This window comes from Photobacterium sp. WH77 (assembly GCF_022014395.1).
In the GTDB taxonomy this organism is placed as follows: domain Bacteria; phylum Pseudomonadota; class Gammaproteobacteria; order Enterobacterales; family Vibrionaceae; genus Photobacterium; species Photobacterium arenosum.
Genome location: NZ_JAKLTE010000003.1, coordinates 137,935 through 164,123, shown reverse-complemented (window position 1 = coordinate 164,123; position 26,189 = coordinate 137,935). Strand labels below are relative to the sequence as shown.

Genomic DNA, 26,189 nt, shown 5'->3' with positions numbered 1-26,189 from the left:
TGCCTGAACAGCAATTTCAGTGATTCAGGTTGTTCATGAAGCTGATGTTCTATGTCATTGCGCTGACCTTTACTGCGTTGGCGCAGGCCCAGGTTTGGCCGGAATCTTTAACCCTTCGGGTGCAGGAGAAAAACGTCCAATTTCGCTTCCTTCCACAAGCGACCGGTGCTCCGGTATACATTCATCCATGGTTGGGAACCAAAGCTCTGCAAGTCGGGACGCGGGTGTTAGTAAAGCATGAAAAAGCGCTGAAGTTGGCCAACTTACGTCACCATCTGATTGTCAGTTCGGCGGTTGTGTTCGAGTTGGAGGCGTATTATTGGTCTGTGGTGGAGACACAAAGTCCACTGGCATCGCTTGCGCTGGTGCAGCAATTACAAAGCTTACCAGGGATTGTGATGGCTGAACCGGATCTGCTGCAAATTCGTCTGGGGACGCAGGGCGGTGAAACAGGGCGGTTACCCATGCCCCCTCCGAAACCTGTCCGTCAGCAGCTGAGCATTGAACAATGGCCCGCAACACCGGGTGCAGAGGTGACTCTCGCTGTGATCGACAGTGCATTCGGCCTGGCTGATCCGGCTTTGCAGCCTTTTTTACCAAAACTGCATTACGATATTGATCAACGTCGCCCTTTGCCGCTGGAACCCAGTGAAATTGCAGTGAATGGCTATGATTCGTTCCATGGTGATGCAACACTGGCGACCCTTTGGTCAAGGCACCCGGACACTCAAGGACTGGCCTTTGCGGCTGCTGCGCCGGGATACTAACTGGACGTCAGATATTCTGGTTGCTTTGCAATTGGCCTATCTCAGCCAGGCTGACTTGATATTGGCCGCGTGGACTTTACCTCTGACCCAGCAGGCCTTGTCTGATGCACTGACGTTTGTGGCTGAAAATGGCCGACAAGGGAAAGGAACGCTTCTGATTGCTGCGGCAGGAAATTTCAGAGAGAACCTGAATCAGAGCTTCTCACTGGCAGCTCAGCCACAGGTTCTGACAGTCAATGCCGAAAGTCAGGGCACCGTCTGGCCTGTGATCGGCGAACCGATCGCGACTCAGGTTCCCGTGCCTTATCTGACTTTTTCACAGGAGACAGGCCGGTACAGTCTGACATTTTCGAACACATCGGCGGCGGCCACTGCCGTAGCCGGCGTTCTGGCCGCGGTACTGAGTGAGCAGCCTGCACTGACCGCCGCGGACTTACACCGGCTTGTGCGTCAATACAGCCAGCCTGTGTTTGATGCGCAAGGCCTGATGCAGCACTTTCAGCGTTCTGCACAGCATTGATCCGGTTTCGATAACAAGGATGTGAACAAGATGGACAAACAGGATTTGAAATTACCGGGCGGGTTGCATGTTCGCCCATCCAATTCGTCGGCGACGGATCGGATCTTTCTCGAAAAGCTCCATCGAGAGCGCCGGGATGACTTGCGACTGATCGAGGGCGAGCAAGATTTCATCGAATCCTTAATCGACATGCAGTTTCAGGCGATGAATCAGGGCTACGGGGAACAGTTCCCCAACGCGCTGTACTTTATCATTGAATATCATCAGTCGCCGGTTGGCCGCGCTGTGCTGGACTTCTCGCAGGATCAGGTTCATCTGATCGATATCGTGTTTACCCGACAGGCCAGAGGGCACGGGCTGGGAGAAGCGGTGATCCGTTCCTTTATGTATTCCGCGAACCAGTTGAAAGCGCCGATGACATTGTCGGTTCAGCAAATCAATCAGCATGCCCGGCAACTTTACCTCCGGCTGGGATTTAGTGTCACCCGGATTGAACCGCCTTATGAGCGGATGATCTGGTATCCGCCCAGTGTCCAGCCGCTGTATGCCGGTATGCCGACGTGATCCTGTGTTTCTCTGCGGAAGTTATCCATGAATGCGAGTGACGATAATACCTTGAATTATGTGATGAGCAGCTGTGCGCGGTTTCCACTGCTGCTGAATGCAATGCGCTGTAGCCTGCTGGTGAGTGCGCATAATCTTGACTGCCTGTTTGTCATCCGAGGGTGCGGAGAGTCGCTTGTCGTTGAACATGTCCGCCAGCCCAGATTACTGGGGATTGCACTGAGTGACGATCAGCAACGCTTATCGCTGGCGTCGTATCAGCAAATCTGGGATTACCGGCGGGTTGACCCCGCCGCTCTTGTGGGTGAGTCAACGCACATTGTTGCCGGGAAAGATGCTGTCTATTCGCCTTGCGGCTCGACCGTTACCGGGCATCTGAATACGCATGATATGGCCTGGGGCACGGATGGTCTGTACATGGTGAATACCCGTTTTAATTGCATTGCCAAACCGACCGACGGAAAAAGTTTTGAGGTGGTCTGGATGCCACCTTTTATTTCTGAATTGGTGCCTGAAGATCGGTGCCATTTGAATGGACTGGCAATGAAAGATGGACGTCCGGCATATGTGTCGTATTTCTCGCAAGTAAACAGCCCTTACAGCTGGCGCCAAGCGAGCAGTTTTAGCGGAGAAATTATGTCTGTTACGACGCATCAGCCTGTGGTGACCGGCTTGTGTCTGCCGCATTCTCCCCGTATTCATGACGGTTATCTGTACTTTTGTGAATCCGGTACCGGACGGTTGTGGCGCTGCCTGGAAGATCGGCTTCCGGCCTCTCGGACGGATCTGGAGCTGGTGGCGGAACTGAATGGGTTCACGCGGGGATTATCGCTGATGGGGGATGTGGCCTTCGTCGGTTTGTCTGTGGTGCGTCGCCCGAAAGATGGCTCAGCGCGGCATGCAGACATGCCCTTACATCAGTTGCGGGAACCCTTGTCTTCGGGTGTGGTGGTGCTGGATCTGCGAAGTGGTGAAGTGATCGCAAACCTCACGTTTTCCGGCGATTTAAATCAGATTTATGATGTCGAAGTGCTGAAAGGCAGCACGACGCCATGGATTGTGGATGCTGAATCAGTGGAATTGTCGGATCTATTTATACTCTGAATGAAAGCAATAGCAGTTTATTGCATAGTAAAATATTCTTATATGTCATATTTTTGAGAGCATCTGCTTGCACATTGTCAAAGCTCTGTTTCAATTGCTACGAGTTGCATTAATTTTTTTATTTTTTGTGTGAAGGTTTTATCCGGTGTCGGGAAGCCGCCGGGTGAACCGCACCTTTTGCATCATAAACTTGCAGGCAGAGTATGACGAACGACCTGATCTTGTCGCGATTAGCCCGTGCGACGCGTCAGCACTTCACACGGACGGATGAAGTGCTCCCATTCTGTGATTCGATTGCGTCGGTAAAAAAAGAGCCCACCCGCTGGGTGGTTTCCCTGGCGATCGGGTTGGCTGCCAGTCCCTTGATTTTCATGCCAGTCTATGCCGGAACCGACGTATCCGGAATGCCATCGAAAATTCAGACGTTATCACGCGAGTTCCCAAATCCTGCACCGGATGATGCACAGCCTGAGTCTCAGCACTCAGACGAACAGAATTTTGATCTGGATAGTTTTCTGGCACAAACCCAACACCTCAAAAACGGCGTTCAGACTGCGAAGCGGGTTGTTGGGGAACTCTCCCCCTTGTCAGCCGGGCCGGTAAGCCGAGCGGATGGTCGCAGCGGTGAAGCCATGACAGCAGCCTGGGAATGTTATTTTGGGTATTGTTACGATGGTCCGATTTCAAACGGCCACTCCTGTTCAACGGATGCGGATTGTAATGGAGGGCCATCCAACAGTGCGCCGACAAATATCAGCCTGACGTCAACCAGCATCAATCAGTCTGTGACGGCATTTGGCACCGATGTGGGCACCTTGTCGACGACAGATGCAGACAGCGGGGACACCCACAGTTATTCGCTGGTTTCGCAAGGGAACAGTGCGTCCGGCAGTTGTACCTCAGATGCAGCGAACAGCCAGTTTCAAATCAATAGTGCGACACTGGAAACCGGGAGTGCTTTGTCGGCAGGGAACTACAACGTTTGTATACAGACTCACGATGGCACTACGACCTTTCAAAAAACCTTCCCGGTTACCGTGGCAGATGATGTCGCACCTCCGGCACCTTCCACACCGGATTTGTCCTCGGGATCAGACAGCGGTACTTCCAACAGTGATAACCTCACGAATCTCACCACGCTGACCTTTACTGGTACTGCGGAAGCCGGCAGTACAGTGAAGCTTTTCAGTAACCAGTCAGGGGGAACAGAGATCGGCTCCGCGACTGCTATAGGGGGGAACTGGAGCATCACCACCAGCGCTCTGGCATCGAATGTCACGCATGCATTCACGGCCACGGCGACGGATGGGATCAATGACAGTCCGGCATCTTCCGCCCTGAATGTCACCATTGATCAGGTTGCGCCGACCGGGCAAAGCGTCGTCTTTGGTCAGCTGTTTTACACCAGTGCCGATGTGGCTGCGGCATCTTTTACCTTTGCCTCTGCGGAGGTAGGCACCGATTTCGCTTATACCATCAGTTCCAGTGGTGGCGGATCGAACGTGACCGGATCGGGGTCGATCAGCAATGCAGCCCAGTCTGTCACGGGACTGAATCTGAGTGGTTTGTCCGACGGTTTGCTGACGTTATCTGCCACGCTCTCGGATAGCGCAGGGAATACGGCTTCAGCCGTGACGGATACTGCAACGCTGGATACGCTTCAGCCCGGCATCTCAGGTTTTACCAGCAGCAAAAACACATTGAGATCCGGAGAAACGTCACTGATATCAGTCACGCTCAGTGAGATCAGTTCTAATTTTATTGGGACTGATTTTGTTGTTTCCGGTGGTTCTCTGTCTAATTTCACAGGCGTTGGACTGAATTACTCTGCGATCTTTACGCCCGATCCGGACACAGAAACCACAGCAACCCTGGATTTACCTGCCGGTATCTTTACCGATGCTGCAGGGAACGCCAATACAGCGGCCACGCAAGTGTCGATTACGGTTGATACCGCGCGGCCAACAGTGGCGATTAGTAGCGATAAGCCTGCCCTGAAAGCCGGAGAAAGCGCGACGCTGACTTTCACATTGAGTGAAAGCAGTACTGACTTTGCTGTCGCTGATGTCACAACCGCCGGAGGCACCCTGTCAAGCTTTAGCGGCAGCGGCATGGTCTATACCGCGACTTACACACCCGCCGTGAATGCCACCAGCGGAACCATCAATGTATCTGCCAACCAGTTTACCGACGCCGCAGGGAACGGCAATACAGCGGCAACGCAACTCAGTATTGCGGTAGATACGGTTCAGCCAACGGTGAATATCTCCAGCAACAAAACCGCTTTGAAGCAGGGTGAAACCGCGACTCTGACCTTTACGCTGAGCGAAAGCAGCAGCGATTTTGCTGCCGGAGATGTGATTGTTTCCGGGGGGGCGCTGACGAATTTCACCGGCAGTGGCGCCAGCTACAGTGCGACCTTTACACCTGACGCGAATAGTACGGCTGGCGCGACGGTGAATGTGGCCGCGGGTGTCTTTACCGACGCCGCAGGGAACGCGAACACAGCCGCTTCTCAGTTGGCAATCAGTGTGGATACTGTTCTGCCAAGTGTGACCATCAACTCGGACAAATCCGTGCTGAAGCAGGGTGAAACTGCGAACATCACCTTTACATTGACCGAAGAGAGTACAGATTTTGAAGCGACGGATATTGCGGTCAGTGGCGGGACCTTGTCGGGTTTTAACGGAAGTGGGAGCAGCTTTAGCGCGACTCTGACGCCGGTCACCGACGGGAATATCACGCTGGATATCGCCAGTGGCCAATTTACCGATCCGAATGGCAACGGAAATCTGGCTGCGATTCAGTTGGCGGTGAGCTATGACGGCATCGCGCCGTATATCAGCGCACTCAGCCCGGCTGATGATGCCACAGATGTCAGCCGAAATACCAGTCTGACACTGACGTTCAGCGAAGACATACAGATAGGACATTCCTCAGGCACACTGAGTCTTATTGATGCCACGGATGCAACAACGCTGGTGACATACGCGATGTCTGATTCCGAGGTGAGCATTTCTGGCAATCAGCTGGTGGTGGATCCGAGTACCACTTTCACACCGACACATGCTTACTACGTCACCATGACGAACGATGCGTTAACCGATATGGCGGGCAATGCCTTTGCCGGTATCAGCGGTGATTCGGTCTATAACTTCACCATTGCCAACGCCGCACCGGTTGCAGCCGACGATGTGGTCTCTGTTTCGGAAGATAACCTGATTGCGATTGATGTGCTATCGAACGACAGCGATGCAGACAGTAGCCTGAATGCAGCCAGTGTCACCGTCGTGACAGCACCTTTGCATGGTGCCACCAGCATCAATACCGGGACAGGCACCATAACGTATACGCCGGATGCGAATTTCGCCGGGACAGACACCTTGACCTATCAGGTTCAGGATATCTACGGCGCTGTCTCTTCTCCGGCGACAGTCACCGTGACAGTGACACCTGTCGCTGATGCGCCGGTGGCAACGGCTGATGTCGGCAGCACAGATGAAGATACATTGGTGGTGCTGGATGTGCTGGCGAACGACAGCGATGTGGATACAGGGGATACGCTGAACGCAGCTTCTCTGACTGTGGTAACACAGCCGACCCATGGTGCCACGACGGTTGAGAACGGCAAGATTCACTATCAGCCGGGCGCGAATTATGTGGGTACGGATACCCTGAGTTACACCGTACAGGACAGCACTGGGCTGGTGTCCAATACCGCTCAGGTGACGGTGAACGTGGCAGGGGTGAATGATGCCCCGATCACGGTGGCGGATGGTCTGGCAACGAATGAGGATGAAAGTGGTGTGATTGATGTGCTGGCCAATGACAGTGATATCGACGGTTCACTCAATGCCAGTACGCTCCAGGTGATCACTCAGCCCCAGCACGGGCAGACCAGCATTGATGCGAATGGACGGGTGACCTATACCCCTAACGCGAATTACTTCGGCAGCGACAGCTTCACCTATGTGGTGCAGGACGACCTGGGGGCGACCTCCCAGCCAGCAACGGTGTCTGTCACGGTGTCCAGCGTCAACGATGCGCCTGTGGTCGCGGATGATACCGCGACGCTGCTGGAAGATACGCCTCATACGGTGAATGTGCTGGGGAATGATCAGGATATTGACGGCACGATTCAGGCCGGAACACTGACGATTGACACCCAACCTGGCGAGGGCAGCGTGACCGTTGAAAGCAATGGTGCGGTGGTCTATACCCCGGCAGCGAATTTCAGCGGTGAGGATCAGTTCACTTATAAAGTGAGCGACGATCTGGGTGCTGAATCCAATATTGCGACTGTGACCATGACGGTACAGGCCGTGAATGATGCGCCGGTGGCCAATGCCGATCAGGCGACGACGCAGGAGGACACCCCGGTTGATATCGCGGTCAGCGGTAATGACAGCGATCTGGACGGGACGCTGGATCTGAGCTCCATTCAGGTGCTGACGCCGCCTCAGCTGGGTCAGGTGCTGGATCTGGGGAACGGTAGCTTGCGCTATACCCCGGATACGGATCAATCCGGCACTGACAGTTTCAGCTACACCATTTCTGATAACGAGGCTGACGTTTCCAATACAGCCACTGTGTCGGTGACGATCGAGACGGTCAATGATGCGCCGACCATCAGCGGTACGCCAGTGCTTAACGTCGATCAGGACCAGAACTACGAGTTCCAGCCGGTGGCTGCGGACGTAGAAAGCGATGGTCTGATCTTCAGTATTACTAATCTGCCTGACTGGGCGAGTTTCGATACCCAGACCGGACGTTTGTATGGCGTACCAGATAATGGCGCCGTCGGTAGTGTCAGCAACATAGTGATCAGCGTTACTGATGGCGATAAAACCGCAGCGCTGCCGCCGTTCACCCTGACAGTCAACAACGTTAACGATGCGCCAGTTATCAGCGGGCAGCCTCAGGATCAGGTGTCTGAAGACACTCAGTACAGCTTTACTCCTCAAGCTTCCGATATGGATGCGGATACGCTGACCTTCAGCATTGAGAACAAGCCGGTTTGGGCCAGCTTTAATACGCAGACAGGTGAGCTGTCCGGCATACCGGATAACAGCCATGTCGGCAGCAGCAGCGGCATTGTTATCAGCGTCAGCGACGGCAGTGAATCGGCCTCTCTGGCAGCCTTCAGTATCAGTGTGATTAATGTCAACGATGCACCGCAAGGGGAAAACCTGACGCTTACTCTGGCCGAAGATACCAGCCTGAGTATTGCCCCGGCCATGACAGATGTCGACAGCACAGCACTGGGTCTGCTGGTGGGTAATCCGCCGCAGCACGGTAACCTGAGTGCGCAGGGCAGCAGCTGGTTGTATACACCACATGCCGACTTTAACGGTGTCGACAGCTTCAGTTATCAGGTTACAGACGGCGAAGCGCTATCCGGTATTTATACTGTTTCGCTTGCTGTGACACCGGTGAATGATCAGCCAGTGATTGTTTCTGATTCGTATCACTTTAAAGCCAGCGCGTCGGGCCGTTATGTACTGGATGTGCTGAGTAACGACACGGATATCGATCAGGATCTGCTGAACCTGCTCTGGGTGACGGCGGTGAAAGGGACAGCCACCATACAAAATGGTCAGGCAGTTCTGACCACTACACAGCAGGGCACGTTTTCTCTGAAATATGGAGTCAGTGATGGTGGAGGGGGCCAGCACATTGGTCAGGTGACAGTGGTTATTGAGTCGGCGGTCAGCCAGCCTCCGACGATTCAACCGCCAGTTGATATTGAGCTGAACGCAACCGGTCTGTTTACCAGAGTGAACCTGGGCGTAGCCAAAGCCAAAGACAGCCAAGGCAGGCCACTGGCTGTCTCTCTGGTTGATCAGGCACCTGTCTTTAAGCCGGGAAGACATACAGTTTACTGGCGGGCGGTGGATGCGCAAGGCAATGAGACCCAGGCCAGCCAGCAGGTTGTTCTGCATCCATTGATCACACTCTCTAAAGATGACCACACCACAGAAGGGACGACGCATAGTATCAGCGTTCACCTCAACGGTCCTGCGCCTGATTACCCGGTAACTATTCCTTATACTGTGTCAGGCAGCAGTGATGCGGGTGATCACACCTTGCTTGACGGTGTGATTGAGATTGAGCAAGGCACTAGTGCTACGATTGAGTTCGATGTGCTGAACGATGGTATGCCCGAAGGGCCGGAGACACTGGAAGTCACTTTACCACCCACGCTGAATCTTGGCAGTAAGTCAGATTACACACTGACTATCTCTGAAGAGAATTTAGCACCGAGGGTGAGCACTGAGATTACTCAGGATGGTGACTCCCGGCACATTGTGTCTATCTCTGGCGGTCAGGTTACTGTGAGTGCACAAGTCACAGATGTGAACAGTGCAGACAACCATAACTATTTGTGGGAAGCCAGTGACAGTGCGATAGCCAATATCAGCACAGATGATGAACACTTTATCTTTGTGCCGGGTGCGCTGTCGCAGGGTGTGTACAGCCTTAAACTGACTGTTACGGATAACGGTACACCTGTTCAGTCTGTGATTGAACATATTTATCTGGAGGCCGTTGCTCAGTTGCCGCAGTTAGGCGGTGAGGACAGCGATGGCGATCTGCTGCCTGACGACCTGGAAGGCTACATTGACTCTGATAACGACGGCATCCCGGATTATCTGGATATGGCGGCAGACTGTAACGTCATACAAGAGCAGGCCTTGGTATCTGGCCGCTATCTGCTGGAAGGCGACCCAGGAGTGTGTTTGCGCAAAGGCGCGACGGTTGCAGCTAATCAGATGGGAGGCGTACAGCTGTTGGACAGTGAAATCCCGCCAGATGCCGAGGTCAAAAATACTGGCGGTGTGTTTGACTTTATTGCTCATGGTTTACCGATAGTTGGTCAGAGTTATCAGGTGGTACTGCCGCAACGCTTACCCATACCGGCAAACGCGGTTTATCGTAAATTCACAGAGAGTCAGGGCTGGAAAAATTTTGTCACAGATGCGCAAAACTTTGTGTCATCTGCTCAGGGGGAAGCGGGTTACTGTCCGCCTCCGGGTGATAGCCAGTGGCGGGCAGGATTACAGGAAGGGCACTGGTGCGTGCAGCTAACCATACAAGACGGTGGCCCGAATGATGATGACGGCCTGGCCAATGGCAGTGTCATGGATCCGGGCGGTGTTGGCGTACCGCTGAGTGCTAATCTGTCGCCATCGGCGGTGGATGACGCTGTATTGCTTAATCGGAACGGGAACACAATGATAGATGTGCTGGCCAATGATACAGATGCCAACAATGATCCCTTGTCTGTGATGGCAGCGTCGGTGGATTTTGGCGTTGTGAATCTGACGTCTAATCAGATCCACTATGCCGCCCCCGATGGTTTTTACGGTGTCGCGACCATCAGTTACAGCATTTCAGACGGGACAGGCGGTACAGCTATTGCACAAGCTAAAGTGACAGTGCTGAACAGTGATTACCCGGTTGCGGTGAACGATATTGTTCAGACTGATGATAAAACGGCCGTGGTCATTGCTGTGCTGGATAATGACACAGATGCAGACGGTGACAGTCTGACAGTGGTGGCTGCAGTGGCAAACCGAGGATCGGTGACGATAAACACAGATCAGAGCCTGACATTTACGCCCGAAGCAGGTTATGAAGGAGAGAGTATCATTACCTATCACATTCAGGATGCGACCGGCCTGGAGGCCAGCGCTCAGGCACGCGTTACCACAACACTCAGTGAAGGCATGGTGGTGAAAAACCGGGCAGGAGGGACTGTCACTGCCCTGATGCTGGTATTACTCGGCGGTCTGGGAGTCATGCGGCGCTGGGGCGGACGGCTGCTTGCGCTGGTATTGGCGCTGATCAGCTTTAACAGCCAGGCAGCCTGGTTTGTCGATGCTGAGTTGGGCGTGAGTGAAGCCAGCGAGCGACATACTCAGCCTGCGGATACCCTTGTTTCACAAGATGACAGTGATACGGCTGTGTCACTGGGTGTGGGCTATGAAACCCGTCATCACTGGTTACTGACGGCCCGTTATTTGGATCAGGGGGACGGCAAGGCCACACTCAAACCAGCTAGTGCTGTGTCTGATGGCTATCATCAGAGTGTGGTTAAGGCTACGCCTGTGCTGACCTCGGGGGTGGCGCTGGACATACGTTATCCTGTGGTGTCTGATAATGATTTTCGGTTTTTAATCGGTGGCGGTGTTTACCGCTGGGAAGCAGATTACAGCAGTACGTTTCAGGGGCAGACAATCAGCTCATCTGACTGGGGAGTCGATCCGTATCTGACCGCCGGGTTGGATTATCGCATCACTCCGGCATGGCGGGTCGGAGGGAAATTCAATCGTTATTTCATTGATATCAACGATGTCAGCCAGGTCACATTGACACTGAGTTACCAGTTTGGTCAGTAGGCCGTAGCCAGAAATTATAATCAGGTAAAATATTGCCAGGTAAATCAGTTCCAGATAAACCCGATGCTGGTATGTGCCAGCATCGGGCGTGGTATCCGTTTGGCAAGGGCCGTTTATACGAACTGGGAAAAATACTTCCCTTTGATTTGTGTCGTGGTGAAGGTTTTCACTCTGACATTGGGTGACCAGTGGTTGATCGGCCAGCCTGCTTTTTGCTTCAGTGCTTTGATAAAGGCAGCCGGTGAGGCCAGTTTATCCCATACCTGGGGTAAAAAGACCGCCTGCGAATGGTGCTCAGTCAGGATCACCCCCACTTTGTGCTCTTCAAGATAGGCGATGAGCGCTTCTTCGGAATCGACCTGCAGCAGTTTAGGATCGGAAAGCACAGAAATCTCTATGGTCAGGCTGCTGAGCTGCTCTTCGGTCAGCGGCATGAAGCGTCTGTCCTGATAGGCGCTGTCTCTGGCTTTATTATGCACTTCAAGTACCAGAGGCTCATTGGCGGTCACTGTCCCCAGGCAGCCCTGCAGTTCGCCGTCGACTTCCAGGGTGACAAAACATGCGCCATTGGCGAGCAATTTGCGGTTGTATAAATCCAGTTGTGGTGGTCGCGGCAGTGCTTCAGAGAAATGGCTGCGAATGGCCTCTCTGGCAATATCCAGCAGTTGGGTCATTTCCCCTTTATTCAGGGCCGGTTTTGGTGGTGGCGGACACGAGGTAACTGACATATCCAACGACTCTCTCCTTATCTCCGGCTTCTGTATCGCCGGAGTTTTTGTATTCTATTTGTGTTAAGAAATAGCCTCTTTGCTTCGCCAGTAATAACAAGGTGTTGATCCCGGTCGAGCCGCAGGCTTGTTGCGGTGTCAGACTGGGGTCGAACGTTTCGATCACTTTCAGTGTGCGATGATCGATATCCTGTGCATCTGCATAGGGGTGGTAATGGCTCAGATCACTGCTGATCACCAGCAGGGTGTCGTCCTGCCACAGGGGATCGATAATCTGTGCCAGCCGGGATGGTGCAATGCGGCTGGTCAGAATAGGCAGCAGGGTAAACGCAGAAAGGCAGCTTTGCAGGAAGGGTAGCTGTACTTCCAGGCAATGCTCCAGTTCGTGTATGTGATCTGATAACTCAATATCATTCAAATGCGACAGCTTTTCAACACCTTGTAAGTCGATTTTGACTTCACCTAACGGTGTGGCGAAATACTGGTCAGCAGGCAGGGCACAACCGTCAAACGCATAATGATGACTGGGGCCAATCAAAATGACTTTGCGATACGGGCTGTGCGTTTTTTTCAGCCAGAGAAAAGCACTGGCCGCCACTTTTCCGGAGAACATATAGCCCGCGTGCGGCACGATCAGCGCCCTTGGCATCAGCTCAGCGTCACAGGGTTCAGCAAACCATTGCTGAATCTGTTTCCTTAGCCCGAGCGGTGAAGCCTGATAAAACCGTCCAGCCACGGCGGGAGCGCGAATGGTCATTGTCTGGCCTTTGTCTTGGTAATTACTGCAACAAGGCAACGCACTGCTTGCAGGCAAGAACAGAGCGCCACCAACTATAGTTAAGTATAGGAAGGAATAATGACCGGACTGTTACCAGAACTGTTACCAGAACTGTTACCAGAACAGCTACCGGACCATTGTCAGCAACCCAACCGGACCATTGTCAGCAACCCAACCGGACAGAAATCACCGCCATGGCACAACGAACACCGGCACCGACAGTGCAGATTGTAAAAGGAAACGGCTCAGCTGAAAGCTGGCCAACCGAATTCTGGCATCAGCTGGATGATGGCCGGGTGGTGTGTGACGTTTGCCCGCGGCACTGCCGGTTGCGCGAGGGTAAGCGCGGCGCCTGCTTTGTACGCATGGCGGAACATGGTCAGATAGTGCTGACCAGTTATGGGCGTTCGAGCGGTTTTTGTATCGATCCTATTGAGAAAAAGCCGCTGAATCATTTCTATCCCGGCAGCTCAGTGTTGTCATTCGGTACGGCGGGCTGCAACCTGGGCTGTAAATTTTGTCAGAACTGGAGCATCAGCAAATCGCGTGAAATCGATACTTTAGGCGCAACGGCCATGCCGGAGCAGATTGCACGGGCGGCCAAGGCGTACGGCTGTGATTCTATAGCCTTCACCTACAACGATCCTGTTATTTTCATGGAGTACGCCATGGATTGCGCGCAAGCCTGCCATGCTCATGGTATCCACAGCGTGGCGGTGAGTGCGGGCTATATTTGCGATGCCCCCCGGCAGGCGTTCTACCGCCAGATGGATGCCGCGAATATCGATCTGAAAGCCTTCACTGAGCACTTTTATCATAAAATCTGTAGCGGCCATCTGGCCCCTGTGCTCGATACTCTGTTATACCTTCGCCACGAAACCCGTGTGTGGTTTGAAATTACCACTTTGCTGATTCCGGGCGAGAATGACAGCCCGGCCGAAATTACAGCGATGTCCCGCTGGCTGATGGACAACCTTGGCCCGGATGTGCCTTTACACTTCAGCGCCTTTCATCCTGATTTTAAAATGATGGATACGCCGCCGACACCGCCTGCCACTGTCCTGCTGGCCAGACGGATTGCGCTGGAGGCTGGTCTTCGTTATGTCTATGTCGGTAATATTTTCGATCAGGCTGGTGACAGCACCTATTGCCCGGGTTGCGGACAGCGGGTGATTTCACGCAACTGGTATGCTCTGGGCGATTACTCCCTGACCGAGAACGGCTGCTGCCAGCATTGCGGTTTTCATCTGGCAGGACGGTTTACGGCTTACCATGGCAGCTTTGGTCGCAGAAGGATTCCAATCCAAATTCGTGCCTGAAAGCGGATAAAATCAGCAAGCCGGGCAGTGAGATTTTACTCCTGTGCCGCTTTGCATTATCTTACCGTTTTTCCCGGTACCAAACAGAGAACGTCCGCATGACTATTGAAGAATTACACCAGTTTCAGAATCTGGTCATTACCCAACCAAACTGTCCTTACTGTGTGAGAGCAAAAGCTATCCTGGATGATCGCGGTACTGACTACACAACTCTGGTACTGGGGCAGAATTTGGAAAAAACCGAGATGATTGCTTTTATCGAGCAAGTGGCGAATACCACAGTACGCACTGTGCCGCAAATCATCCTGGACGGTAAATATATCGGGGGTCACGATGATCTGGTCGCTTTTTTAGAGCGGCAGGTTGAAGCCGATGCGCTTGGTGATTTCGAATTGTGATAGGTAAGGCTCCCGTTGGGGGCCTTTTCTTTATTGATTAACCATTCAGTAGGAGGTCGGTATGAGTTTTAACGTCAAAGTCGCCTGGCAGGGTAACAGTCAGCCGGGTGAAGAATTCAGCCGGGATCATCAGATCCAGTTTGGCAGCGGGCAATCTCTCAATGCTTCGTCGGCGCCGGATTTCAAAGGCAGTGCCGATAAAGTCAACCCGGAAGAAGGCCTGATGGCGGCTTTGTCTTCCTGCCACATGCTGACTTTCCTGGCCATTGCTCACCTCAAACGATTGCCAGTTGCCAGCTATCAGGACAATGTCACGGCTGAACTGGGTAAGAACGACGCCGGAAAAACCAAAGTGGCCGCTATCGATCTCAATCCTGTCATCACATTTGTGGATGGCGCAGAGGTATCACCTGAGGTGCTGGAAAAAATGCACCAGAAAGCGCACGACAACTGTTTTATTGCTAACAGCCTGAATACCACAGTCCGGCTGAATGGAAAGGAGTTCAGTCATTGATTCAGCTCGATACGGCCATATCACTGGCAGGCCTGTACAGCGGTAATGTGGCGCAGAGATACGGCATCAGGACCGCAATGGCCAAGCAGGCGGTCAGCGGCAAACTGTACCTCTCAGCAACCGGACTGGACGGGGATGAATGCGCAGAGCCCAAATTTCATGGCGGCACAGAAAGAGCACTGCATCAGTATCCGCTGGAACATTATGCGTTCTGGCAGCAGCAGTTCCCGGACCGTGACTGGCCGGCGCCCGGGGTGGGAGAGAACATCAGCACCCAGGGAATGACGGAAGAGAATGTGCGGCTGGGTGATCGCTATCAGTGGGGCGAGGCGGTGATAGAAATCAGCCAGCCCCGCTCTCCTTGCTTTAAGCTCAGCCGTCGCTGGGAATTGCCGGAGTTCTCTGAAGTTATGCAGCAGACAGGACGTTGCGGCTGGCTGTACCGGGTGATCACACCGGGATATGTCAGCAGCGATGAACCTTTGGTGCTGATCAAGCAAGGAGAAGACAGGTTCACGGTGAAACGCGTGCTGGATTGGTATTTTAATGACCCGATGAATCTGGACAAACTGCGCATGCTGCTAGAGTGTGAGGCGCTGTCGGTCAGCTGGCGCAACACGGTTGAGAAACGCCTGAATACCGGTGAGCTTGAAAACTGGCATTTCCGCCTCAACGGAGCGGGCTGATGTTGAAAGGGATCCATCATACAGCGATCATCTGTTCTGACTATGCCAGATCGAAAGCGTTTTACGTTGATCTGCTCGGGCTGGATATCGTCTCTGAACATTACCGTGAAGCCCGTCAGTCCTGGAAGCTCGACTTAGCCCTGCCGGACGGCAGTCAGATTGAGCTGTTCTCTTTTCCCGACGCTCCGCCCAGGCCGAGTTATCCTGAAGCTCAGGGGCTCAGGCACCTTGCGTTTGCCGTTGAATCGGTAGAGGCTGTGGCACTATGGCTCAATGAGCAGGGCATTGCGACTGAACCGGTTCGTATTGACGAACTGACAGGAAAAGCCTTTACGTTTTTCAGTGATCCGGATGGTTTGCCGCTAGAGCTGTATCAAGGCGAGTGAAGGGGTGTTTTTCAGTGCTTAAGCACGGGCTACGCAGGTAGCCCGTTGTCTTGTCACGCAGTTTGCAGATGATTACGACAGGGCATAGCCAATCAGGCTGGCAAAAATAATACAAGCCCCGCCAAAAACGCCGTATTCGACGCGCTTTTCAACGATACAATCTACTTCTTCTTTTTGAACGGTCAGCATGCTGAATAAACAGCCTCCCGCCAGAGCAACGGCCAGCACGCCCAGACTGAACAGACCTGCCTGGACGAAATCAATAAACGCCATATCAATCCTCTTTTATGAGCCCAAGGTGTATGCATGCTTGTTGTTGGCCTTCCCGGCTGACAGCCAGTAACGGACGAACTGCACGTCTAATACCAACCGGCATATTAGCCGGATTGGTCGTTATTTCGGGGCGAATGATACACCTTCTGACCGCGAGTGTAATCCCGGAGGATGTAATCAGGGGTTAAATACTAAGGGATTGTTTGTCTGCCGCTTTTTACACGAAGGCCAGTCTTGCCGCGAAGGCAATCAGGACCACGCCTAAAGTACGCTCAATGATGTGCATCTGGCGGTGAAACCACAGCCGGGCTTTTTCGGCGGAAAACAACAGGCTGACCAGAACAAACCACAAGGCGGTAATGGCACACATCCAGACACCATAGAAAATCTGAATAGTCAGTGGCGTATCCAGGCTGACCACATTGGTGATAATGGCCAGAAAAAACAGCGTGGCTTTCGGGTTGGTGGCATTGGTCAGAAAACCTATGCCAAACGCGCGACGCAGGGTCTGATGGCCGGATTCTGGTGTTGCATCGACTGCCGGGGCGTCACTGGTGGCCGGTTTGCTGCGGCTTAATTGCACACCGAGATACACAAGGTACGCGGCGCCCAGCAGTTTGGCGGCGATCAATAGCCACTCTGAGGTGTGCATAATGGCGCTGACGCCAAGCAAGGTATAGAGCACGTGAACGGAAAGCCCCGCGCCAATGCCGAAGGCGGTCACTATACCGTGTCGGCGGCCAAACCTGAGGCTCTGGCGTACTGTCATGACAAAGTCGGGACCGGGGGCGACAACGGCCATAAAATGGATCAGCGCCAGAGAAATAAATTCAGGCCAGTATTCACTTAACATCAGCAATATCCTTATGCTTGTTAGACTCAGCCCCTATCAGCAATCTGATAGCGAACCTGAAGCTTACCTTTTTTCAGCTTGGTTGAAACCTGGATATTCGCCGGGATCTCGCTGGTGGTCGCGACATGGGTGCCGCCGCAGGGCCATGCCATCAGATCACCGAAGGCAACCCAACGTGTACCATCCGGTTTTGTGTGCGAGCGCATGGGCAGATCGGCCGCAATCAGGCGGGTCAGGTGCTGTAATAGGGTGTGTTCGTCCAGCTCGACCACATGATCACGGGGCGAGAATTCGACCCGGCACTCGTTAGGCCAGTGATGTGCTTTTTCGGGCTGCCAGCCATTCTGCTGCCCGATATTGCCAATCAGGTGACCCAGACTGTGCAGTATGCTGTGGGTATTTCTGGGTTCTTTATCCATAGCAATAGTGACTGTGCCGGTTGGCAGCGGCTGGCTGATCACATGCTGGATAATGTCATCTGCTTTTTTGGTGTGCAGTACCTGTGCCCGTTCACCGCAATGGGTGGTAATGCGGCCTGTGTCGCCGGGCTGGCCACCGCCTTGCGGATGAAAGACGGTTTTGTCCAGCACGGCAATCCAGTGTTCGCCTTCCTGATAGCAGGCGAGTAACTCGGCCTCACAGTGAAGGGCATGTGAATCCAGGTATAAGGCTTGTGTTGTCATGTTGTGCTTCCCTGTCCGCTTGTCTGTCATCCATTGTAATAGTGGCTGTACTACATGATAATCCATCATCAATTCAAATAACTTTTGCGCAGAGCGCATTAATCAGAGGCGGCATGAGCGGTAACAAACACATTGGCTTAATGCAGGATATGGCGATTTTTGTGTCTGTGGTGAAAACCGGCAGCTTTTCCGAGTCCGCCAGGTTGCTGGGCGTGTCGCCTTCTGCGGTCAGTCGCTCCATCAAGCAGCTGGAGCAGCAACTGGGGGTGTGCTTGTTGCAGCGCACCACACGCAAACTGCGGTTGAGTGAAACCGGCCGGACAGTGTACGAGCGTTGTCTGCAACTGGATGACACCGCAAGAGAGGTGTTAGCACTTTGCGAAAGCCAGGACAGCTCTGCCCGCGGTGTGGTGAAAGTGGCCGCGCCCAAAGCCGTTGCGCATTCGCTGATTCATCCTTATGTCGCGGAATTTCTCAGTCTGTATCCGGACATAGATGTGCATCTGGTGCTGGATGATCAGGCGCTGGATCTGATTGAGCAGGAGATTGATATCCTGTTCAGAATAACCCGCCAGCCGCCACAGGGACTGATAGGGCGCAGCCTGATGCCGATTGATCATGTGCTTTGCGCGTCACCGGATTATCTGAGTCGCAGAGGGACGCCGACCCACCCCAAAACGCTGGCGCAGCACAGCTGTATTTCGCTGGGCGAAAACGATGCAGACTCAAAATGGCGCTTCAGGCAGGGCGAAAGCCGCTTGACCGTGCCTGTTACCGGCCGCTACCGGGCCAACCATTCCCGTGTGCGGCTGGAAGCGGCGGAGCAGAGTATAGGCATAGCCAGTCTGCCGGTGTTTGTGGCAGAAGCTGGCATCGCCAATGGCAGCATCATACAGGTCTTGCCGGATTGGGAATTTGAAACCGCTTACACAGGTGATTTGTGGATGCTGTACCCGGCAACGCGCCATATTCCGGCTAAAGTCAGCCTGTTTGCCGACTATATTGTGGGTAAATTAGGTCGCTGAGTGCTTGCTGACGCGTCTTCTATTTTCGATACATGGCATCGACACAGCATGGCATCGGCGCAGGTGTGACGTAAAAACAGCCATCCTGAGGATGGCTGTGGCGTTATAACCTGAGGCAGGCATAAGAAACAGAAATCAGAAGCGGGTATCGACTAAGTGAGTGACGCAATCTGTGTCGTCAGCCACACAGATATAACGCCATTTGTCGAAGGTCAGGCAGGGGTGTGAGGTCGAGAACACCAGAATATCTCCGACTTTCAGATCGCAATCGGCCGGCACATTAACAAAGGTATGCTGATCCATGATCGCGGTGGCTTCCAGTCCCTGCACATTCAGCGGCTGGCCGTCGCGGAATCCGCGCTCGACAAGGGGCAGCCCGGCATCAAAAGCCACATCCCGTTTACCCATGCCGATCACGGCTTTGCAGGCTTCAGGCACAGACAATACATAGGCCCACAGTTCAAGGGCAGACTCCAGATCGCCGCCCAGTTCACAGGCGTAGCCCTGATTGTGTTTCGCCCGGGACATGACCTGCTGCTGAGCATCCTGATAAATGCCTGTGTCGTGGATCAGATAACAACCCGGACGTATGATGGCATTTAAGTGCGGATGGGATGAAAACTCATCTGCCACAATGTCGTACCAGGCAGAACCTGCCCCTGTGACAATCGGGCTGTCGACTGTGATCAGTTTTTTCTCGGCCAGTTGCTCGACCAGCATCACGGCATCGCGCAGAAATAACCGGATCTTATCTTCAGCATCCGCGCCGTGGATTACACCTTCGTAAACCTCCAGCCCGTGCAAAGTCAGACCTTTGGCGGCTTGAATGAAGCCGGCCAGTGTCTCCACTTCTTCGTGATTACGGCACCCGCACCGCCCGCCAGGTACACCGTATTCAATCAGCACATTCAGCGTGAGAGACGCATCTGAAAAGAAGTGGCTCAGCTGAGCGGCGTTTTCACAGGAGTCGACACAGCAATAGAATTGTGCGCCGTGCTGGCGCATCAGCCGAGCAATCAGTGCCATGTTGGCTTTGCCGACTAACTGATTGGCCATCAGAATATGTCTGGCGCCCGCCATTGCCGCTGTCTCGGCCTGAGCGGGAGTGGCTACAGTAATTCCCCAGGCACCGGCTTCCAGCTGCTCTGAAAACAGCGCCGGTGTCATTGTGGTTTTACCGTGCGGCGACAATTTCACCTGATGATGATTGGCGAACTGCTGCATCCAGTTCAGGTTATTGTGGATAGCCGATTTCCGGATCACGGCAGCAGGAAGGCAGATTTCCTCGTTAATCAGGCTGTATTGACCGTCACTTTTTTCATCTACCCACACACCTTTGGTGCCTGTAGGAAAGTTTTTGTGATCGAATTCTTGGTATTTACTAACATGCTTTTTGTTTGCTTGAGGCATTGGTTATTCTCCTAACATAGCCTTTAGGCCTTGCCACGTATGACTTGTGGCGTAATGATAGTATGCCTGATGTTAGAAACTATCAAACAATGCGAGATGAATTGTGCGGTTTCTCACTGTTTGTTACCGCCCGTCTTACTAGTATTCACCCCATAGAGGAAAGGCAGCCGTGACCATTGAAGTGGACATAGTGTCCAGAATTACAGAGTGCTTCCCTCAATTAAGAGAAGCAGAAAAAAAAGTCGCCCGCCTGGTGATGGACGATTTAAGTGGTGCAGCGTCTGCCAGCATCACAGAGCTGGCTGAAGAAGCCGGCGTCAGTGAAGCCACTATCACCCGCTTTGCCAAAGCGGTGGGCTGTAAAAATGTGCGCGACCTGAAAATGAAGTTGGCCCAGTCACTGGCGGTAGGACAGAGATTCATCCATGAGAGCCCGGATGAATCGGGGATCCAGGGGGTGTATGAGTCGATTAAGAACGTCATCAACATCAACCGCAAAATAGTGAACGAGGCGGATGTCGCCCGAGCCGTTGAAATGCTGCTTAATGCCCGTCAGGTGTTGTCAATCGGGATGGGGGGCGGCTCTACCATCCTGTCTCAGGAGTTGCAGTTTCGCTTGTTCCGCATTGGCTTTGCCGTCAGTGCTTACAACGATGGTCTGTTAGCCAGGATGGTGGCCTCAACGGCCGACAGCAAAGATGTGATGGTTGCACTGTCAGTCACAGGTTATACGTCTGAAGTGGTTGAACCGGCGTCTATTGCCAAGCAGTACGGGCTGAAGGTGATCGCCATAACCGCACCGGATTCACCGCTGGCAAAGGTCAGTGATGTGGTGCTGCCGCTGGTCACGGATGAAACCGACTTCATTTATAAGCCCTCGGCCTCGCGGTACGCCATGATGGCACTGATTGATGTGCTGTCGACTGAACTGGCACTGAGCCAGAAGCGTCGCTCCCGCGACAGGCTGCGCCGGCTGAAACTGGCGTTAGACAGCCACAGGGGCGGCGATGATCGCCAGCCGTTGGGAGACTAGCCCGCCAGCCTGATGTATCCCGGCATGGTGGTATCCAAGCATACAAAGAGAAGGAAAACGCATGCATTTTGAGACCGCATTCCGCCATGTCACCATTGTTGATGGCACAGGTGCCGAGGCGTATCAGGCTGATCTGGCCATCAAGGATGGCCGCATTGCCGCCATTGGTGATCTGGCTGGGTGTGAGGCAACTCAGATCATTGATGGTCAGCATCTGGCCCTGTCTCCGGGTTTCATTGATGTCCATACCCATGACGACACCAATGTCATTCGTTTTCCCGACTGCCAGCCGAAGATCAGCCAGGGTGTCACCACTGTGATTGTCGGTAACTGTGGTATCAGTGCTTCTCCTGCGACTCTGGCCGGGGATCCGCCAGATCCCATGAACCTGTTGGGCAAACAACAGGACTTCAAGTACCCGACATTTGCCGCTTACGCAGACGCCGTACGTCAGGCGCAGCCGGCGGTCAATGTCGCGGCGCTGGTCGGCCATACCACTTTGCGTAATAACGTGATGGATGACTTGTACCGTGCTGCCAGCAAGCAGGAAATCTCTGCAATGAAAGCGCAGTTAAAGCAGGCGATGGCAGACGGTGCGTTAGGGTTGAGCTCCGGTCTGGCTTATGCCTCGGCTAAACAGGCGCCAACGCAGGAAGTGATGGCGCTGGCGGAAGAACTGGCGGCATTCGGTGGTATCTATACCACCCACATGCGCACTGAGTTTGAACAGATCCTTGATGCCATGGATGAAGCGTTTCGTACCGGCCAGCACGCCAAAGTGCCTGTGGTGATTTCTCATCTTAAATGTGCCGGTGCCGGCAACTGGGGACGGACGGTCGAAGTGCTGGAGCGAATGGAATCGGCCGCTCAGCGCCAGGATGTTGCCTGTGATTGCTATCCGTATTCCGCCAGTTCATCAACTCTGGATCTGAATCAGGTCACAGACGACATCGACATCTTTATCACCTGGACTGAAAAGCACCCGCAATACGCGGGCACCATGCTTAAAGACATTGCCAATGACATGGGCCTGCCGCTGATGGAGGCGGCCAAAGCCCTGCAACCTGCCGGTGCCGTGTATCACTGTATGGATGAAGCCGATGTTGAGCGTGTACTGAAGTATCGCCTGACCATGGTGGGTTCAGACGGTCTGCCCAATGATCCGCACCCGCATCCGCGGTTGTGGGGCGCATTCCCCCGCGTGCTGGGTTATTACAGCAGAGAGCGCAAGCTGTTCTCTCTTGAGCAGGCGGTACACAAAATGACAGGTATGTCGGCAAAGCGTTTCGGCCTGCAAGACCGTGGCGTGATTGCGCAAGGCGCGCATGCTGATCTGGTGCTGTTTAACCCGGACACCATTAAGGATGCAGCCAGTTTCGAAAACCCGATTGCCGCCGCAGAAGGCATTGAGCTGGTGATGGTGAACGGACAGATAAGTTACCGGCAGGGCCGGGTCAGCCCGCAACGTCATGGTCGTTTTCTGACCAGACAACAATCCTGACTCACACCGAATTTTTAGCAGTGAACATTATTGGAGAAGAAATATGGCGATCATTCGTTATGGCGTAGAAGGCGGAACAGGAACCGGCGGTCAGCATTTGCCTTTTGCACGTGCAACTCAGGCGGGCGGATTTTTGTATGTGTCCGGGCAGACGCCGATGACAGACGGCGAAGTGGTTGAAGGCGGCATTGTTGATCAGTCGCGTCTGGCGATTCAGAACTGTGTCGATATCATGGCTGAAGCCGGTTACGGCCTGGAAGATGTGGTGCATGTGAAAGTGGTGCTGACCGATTCACGCTATTTCCAGTCTTTCAATAAAGTCTTCAAAGAGTTTTTTGGCGAGCATCCGCCGGCGCGTATCTGCATGGTGTGCGATCTGGTTGTCGATGTGAAAGTCGAAGTGGATGTGACTTGCTACCGTGAAGATCGCCGTTAATTGGCTGAGCTTTATCGGAAACGCTGAAGCCTGAAATATCGCAAAAACAATCACTCTGAGCTGGAATATATCAGACAGAGACAAAGAAAAAGGGCTGGCAATGCACCAGCCCGTAAAAAGCAAATTACTGAAATGAAAGCTCAATTCAGTAATACATGGGATAACCAAGCAGGTTTATCCCCAAGCAAATAAAAGCAATGACGGATTATAAGAGGTATGGAATGAACAGTACACTCTTTCTCACCGGATTCGGTGCATATGTGGTGTTTATGATCTGGTTGGGATGGTTTGTGTCCCGCTCGCAGAAATCGGGTGAAGATTTCCTGCTGGGCGGACGCGGTCTCCCTTTATTCCTGATGTTAGGGACAACAGTGGCGACTATGGTCGGTACCGGTTCCAGTATGGGGGCTGTGGGTTTCGGCTATAACAATGGCTGGGCCGGTGCGCTTTACGGTATTGGCGGTGCGTTGGGTATCCTGCTGCTCGCCTGGTGGTTTGCGCCGGTGCGTAAGCTGAACTTCATGACCATGAGCGAAGAACTGGCTTATTACGTGGGCGCTAACAAAGCGGTCAAAAACGTGGTCGGATTGCTGATCTTCATCGCTTGTATCGGCTGGCTCGGCACCCATATTCTGGGTGGTGGTCTGTATCTGGCCTGGATAGCCGATATCGACCTGAACACCGCCAAAATCATTATCGCTGCCGCCTTTACAATTTATGTGGTGATAGGTGGGTATACCGCTGTGGTGTGGACAGATACTATCCAGGCCGTCATTCTGTTTGCCGGTTTTATCCTGATGGCGGTGCTGTCAGTCAATCAAATCGGTGGGCTGGAAAATCTGTACGCAGCCATGGACCCTGCCGCTGTCAGCCTGTTGGGTATTGATAAACTGGGCGGTCTGCCTGCACTGTCTCTGGCCACTGTGGTGGGTGTGGGTATCTTAGCCACGCCGTCCTTCCGCCAGCGTATTTATTCCGGCAAGAATGTGTCTACTATCCGGCGTTCTTTCGTGATGTCCGGTGTGCTGTATCTGTTTTTCTCTATCATTCCGGCCATCATTGGTATGTCAGCCCATGCGATCAATCCCGAGCTGAATAACGCCAATTATGCCTTCCCGTACATTGCAGCAACGGTATTGCCAGTCGGTATTGGCATGGTCGTGCTGATTGCCGGTCTGTCAGCCACTATGTCCAGCGCCAGCTCGGATGCCATCGCCGGGGTGTCTATCTTGCTGCGCGATGTCTTCATCCTGTTCACCGGCAAAGTGCCTTCCAAAGACAAAATGGTGCTGTACTCACGCCTGTCGCTGGTGATCGTGATTGGCATGGCGCTGCTGTTTGCCCTGACCTCCAATGACATTATCGGCTATATCACCAAAATGATTTCGACCGTGATGTCAGGCATGTTTGTCTGCGGCATGCTGGGACGCTTCTGGCAACGTTACACCTGGCAGGGCGCGCTGGCGACACTGGCTGGTGCATCGGCGGCCTCCTTTGCCATTATCCTGAATGCCGAGTGGGGTGCTTACTGGGGTAACCCCTGTATCCCTTCTGTGATCACCGCGCTGGCAGCCGGTGTTGTCGTCAGCCTGGTCACACCTGCCAACAAGGTAACGCCAGCTCAGGCGAAAGCCATTCTGGATGCAGAACGTGAAGCGATGGAAAACACTGTTCAGAAGGACATCGGTACTCAAGCAGCTTGTGCGAAATAATTAGCTGAAACTTGTAAAAATGCAGGTCTTTGTGATGAACCAAGGCCTGCATCATGAATTAGGCTTTAATTAGAAGCGGTTAACCTGTGCTGTTGGTGTCGGTAAGCAGTCCTCAACGCAGAAGGTTTGCTGGCTCTAGTGTTCAATCTCATTGAAGGGTACCAGTGTGAAAATCGCATTTTTTGGTGAATGTATGGTCGAGTTAAGCGGCCAGCCACTGCGTCGTACGTTTGGGGGAGACACCTTAAATACGGCGCTGTATCTGTCGCGTTTAGGGCGTTCCCGCCGACTGGATGTCAGCTATGCGACAGCGCTCGGAAAAGACAATATCAGTCAGGATATGTTGTCTGCCTGGCAGGAAGAATATATAGATACGCGGCTGGTTCGACGTCTGGAAGACAAGTTACCCGGTTTGTATCTGGTTGAAACCGAACCTAATGGCGAGCGTCATTTTCATTACTGGCGCAATGACAGTGCGGCGAAGTTTTATTTCGCTTCTGACGTCACGCCATTGGAAAAGTCAATTGTAAACAAAGAGTTTGATGTGTTTTATATCAGTGGTATCAGTCTGGCCATTCTGGCTGAAGAAGCCAAAGCCATTCTGATCACCTTACTGGAAAAGCACAAAGTCAACGGTGGCAAAGTCGTCTTCGATAATAACTTCCGTCCGCAACTGTGGACGGCGAAACAGGCACAATACTGGTACAAACAGGTGCTGCCATTTGTTGATATTGCTCTGATCACAGAAGACGACGATCACAAAGTGTGGGGCCAGAGTGACGTGATCGAACGGTGCCGCGATCTGGGCTGCAATGAGGTGGTTATCAAACGCGGCGCTGCACCCTGCGTGGTGGTGACCGGTTTGCAAAACCATCAATCCGAAGCCTGCGAAGTAGCGGCCAATCCGGTCGGCAATGTGGTGGATACCTGTGCTGCCGGCGACTCATTCGCTGCCGGATACCTGGCGGGACGCTTAAGCGGGCAAACCGCCAGTGTTGCCGCTGAGCTGGGCCATCAACTGGCCGCAATCGTTATTCAACACCCAGGCGCGATTATTCCGTCTGAAGCTATGACAGACATTATGTAAGGAGCTAGAA

At 53.3% G+C, this 26,189-nt stretch carries 22 protein-coding genes; 16 read left to right on the top strand and 6 right to left on the bottom strand.

What is annotated here, in order from left to right; all coding sequences use genetic code 11:
- Positions 1-35: 35 nt before the first annotated feature.
- The 5 genes from L6J37_RS04550 to L6J37_RS04530 all read left to right on the top strand — a co-directional run bounded on the left by L6J37_RS04550 (position 36) and on the right by L6J37_RS04530 (position 11,357).
- Positions 36-767 (top strand): hypothetical protein, encoded by a 732-nt coding sequence (locus tag L6J37_RS04550; RefSeq protein WP_237794302.1) that lies wholly within the window; start codon positions 36-38, stop codon positions 765-767.
- Positions 742-1,287, top strand: coding sequence for a S8 family serine peptidase (locus tag L6J37_RS04545; protein WP_237794300.1), 546 nt, complete (start codon positions 742-744; stop codon positions 1,285-1,287). Before L6J37_RS04550 ends, L6J37_RS04545 begins: the two co-directional genes overlap by 26 nt.
- 30 nt (positions 1,288-1,317) lie before the next feature.
- Entirely contained in the window at positions 1,318-1,851 is a 534-nt protein-coding gene (locus L6J37_RS04540) for a GNAT family N-acetyltransferase (protein WP_192014881.1), read from the top strand.
- A gap of 27 nt (positions 1,852-1,878) precedes the next feature.
- Positions 1,879-2,955: a TIGR03032 family protein gene (locus L6J37_RS04535; RefSeq protein ID WP_218384078.1), complete on the top strand. Its 1,077-nt coding sequence runs from the start codon at positions 1,879-1,881 to the stop codon at positions 2,953-2,955.
- Positions 2,956-3,158: 203 nt separating this feature from the next.
- Positions 3,159-11,357, top strand: coding sequence for a tandem-95 repeat protein (locus L6J37_RS04530; protein ID WP_237794297.1), 8,199 nt, complete (start codon positions 3,159-3,161; stop codon positions 11,355-11,357).
- Positions 11,358-11,470: 113 nt separating this feature from the next.
- Here L6J37_RS04530 and amrA read toward each other — a convergent pair whose 3' ends face one another.
- Positions 11,471-12,085, bottom strand: a complete 615-nt coding sequence (gene amrA / locus L6J37_RS04525; protein ID WP_120510459.1) for an AmmeMemoRadiSam system protein A — start codon at positions 12,083-12,085, stop codon at positions 11,471-11,473.
- A complete protein-coding gene (amrB, locus tag L6J37_RS04520; RefSeq protein ID WP_237794295.1) occupies positions 12,039-12,842 on the bottom strand; it encodes an AmmeMemoRadiSam system protein B in 804 nt (267 codons plus the stop codon). Before amrB ends, amrA begins: the two co-directional genes overlap by 47 nt.
- Positions 12,843-13,057: 215 nt before the next feature.
- Here amrB and amrS point away from each other — a divergent pair, with 215 nt between their 5' ends.
- The 5 genes from amrS to gloA2 all read left to right on the top strand — a co-directional run bounded on the left by amrS (position 13,058) and on the right by gloA2 (position 16,166).
- Positions 13,058-14,182, top strand: coding sequence for an AmmeMemoRadiSam system radical SAM enzyme (gene amrS / locus L6J37_RS04515; RefSeq protein WP_237794293.1), 1,125 nt, complete (start codon positions 13,058-13,060; stop codon positions 14,180-14,182).
- A 98-nt stretch (positions 14,183-14,280) separates the two neighbouring features.
- On the top strand, positions 14,281-14,580 hold the full coding sequence (locus L6J37_RS04510) for a glutaredoxin domain-containing protein (RefSeq protein WP_192014885.1): 300 nt from the start codon (positions 14,281-14,283) through the stop codon (positions 14,578-14,580).
- A gap of 61 nt (positions 14,581-14,641) precedes the next feature.
- The gene (locus tag L6J37_RS04505) at positions 14,642-15,094 is read left to right on the top strand and encodes an OsmC family protein (protein ID WP_218384074.1); all 453 of its coding nucleotides are present in this window, start codon (positions 14,642-14,644) and stop codon (positions 15,092-15,094) included.
- Complete coding sequence (locus L6J37_RS04500) at positions 15,091-15,780, top strand: MOSC domain-containing protein (RefSeq protein WP_237794291.1); 690 nt, start codon at positions 15,091-15,093, stop codon at positions 15,778-15,780. Before L6J37_RS04505 ends, L6J37_RS04500 begins: the two co-directional genes overlap by 4 nt.
- Positions 15,780-16,166, top strand: coding sequence for an SMU1112c/YaeR family gloxylase I-like metalloprotein (gene gloA2, locus L6J37_RS04495; RefSeq protein ID WP_218384073.1), 387 nt, complete (start codon positions 15,780-15,782; stop codon positions 16,164-16,166). Before L6J37_RS04500 ends, gloA2 begins: the two co-directional genes overlap by 1 nt.
- 72 nt (positions 16,167-16,238) lie before the next feature.
- On the opposite strand, the gene L6J37_RS04490 is transcribed toward gloA2, so the two are convergent.
- From L6J37_RS04490 to L6J37_RS04480, 3 genes are all read right to left on the bottom strand, one after another.
- Entirely contained in the window at positions 16,239-16,439 is a 201-nt protein-coding gene (locus tag L6J37_RS04490) for a hypothetical protein (RefSeq protein WP_027252583.1), read from the bottom strand.
- A 217-nt stretch (positions 16,440-16,656) separates the two neighbouring features.
- On the bottom strand, positions 16,657-17,292 hold the full coding sequence (locus L6J37_RS04485; RefSeq protein ID WP_237794289.1) for a LysE family translocator: 636 nt from the start codon (positions 17,290-17,292) through the stop codon (positions 16,657-16,659).
- Between the two features lie 26 nt (positions 17,293-17,318).
- Positions 17,319-17,975: an alanine--tRNA ligase-related protein gene (locus tag L6J37_RS04480; protein ID WP_192014888.1), complete on the bottom strand. Its 657-nt coding sequence runs from the start codon at positions 17,973-17,975 to the stop codon at positions 17,319-17,321.
- Between the two features lie 113 nt (positions 17,976-18,088).
- On the opposite strand from L6J37_RS04480, the gene L6J37_RS04475 reads away from it, so the two are divergent.
- On the top strand, positions 18,089-19,000 hold the full coding sequence (locus tag L6J37_RS04475) for a LysR family transcriptional regulator (RefSeq protein WP_237794287.1): 912 nt from the start codon (positions 18,089-18,091) through the stop codon (positions 18,998-19,000).
- 135 nt (positions 19,001-19,135) lie between these two features.
- Here the strand turns inward: L6J37_RS04475 and L6J37_RS04470 are convergent, their stop codons facing one another.
- A complete protein-coding gene (locus L6J37_RS04470) occupies positions 19,136-20,410 on the bottom strand; it encodes an amino acid deaminase (RefSeq protein ID WP_237794285.1) in 1,275 nt (424 codons plus the stop codon).
- Positions 20,411-20,579: 169 nt separating this feature from the next.
- On the opposite strand from L6J37_RS04470, the gene L6J37_RS04465 reads away from it, so the two are divergent.
- The 5 genes from L6J37_RS04465 to L6J37_RS04445 all read left to right on the top strand — a co-directional run bounded on the left by L6J37_RS04465 (position 20,580) and on the right by L6J37_RS04445 (position 26,179).
- Positions 20,580-21,443 (top strand): MurR/RpiR family transcriptional regulator, encoded by an 864-nt coding sequence (locus L6J37_RS04465; protein WP_237794283.1) that lies wholly within the window; start codon positions 20,580-20,582, stop codon positions 21,441-21,443.
- Between the two features lie 61 nt (positions 21,444-21,504).
- Positions 21,505-22,944: an N-acyl-D-amino-acid deacylase family protein gene (locus tag L6J37_RS04460; protein ID WP_218384066.1), complete on the top strand. Its 1,440-nt coding sequence runs from the start codon at positions 21,505-21,507 to the stop codon at positions 22,942-22,944.
- Positions 22,945-22,987: 43 nt separating this feature from the next.
- Positions 22,988-23,380: a RidA family protein gene (locus tag L6J37_RS04455; RefSeq protein WP_192014893.1), complete on the top strand. Its 393-nt coding sequence runs from the start codon at positions 22,988-22,990 to the stop codon at positions 23,378-23,380.
- A 221-nt stretch (positions 23,381-23,601) separates the two neighbouring features.
- Positions 23,602-25,092, top strand: a complete 1,491-nt coding sequence (locus L6J37_RS04450; RefSeq protein ID WP_237794280.1) for a sodium:solute symporter family protein — start codon at positions 23,602-23,604, stop codon at positions 25,090-25,092.
- 193 nt (positions 25,093-25,285) lie between these two features.
- Complete coding sequence (locus L6J37_RS04445) at positions 25,286-26,179, top strand: sugar kinase (RefSeq protein WP_237794400.1); 894 nt, start codon at positions 25,286-25,288, stop codon at positions 26,177-26,179.
- The last annotated feature ends 10 nt before the right edge of the window (positions 26,180-26,189 follow it).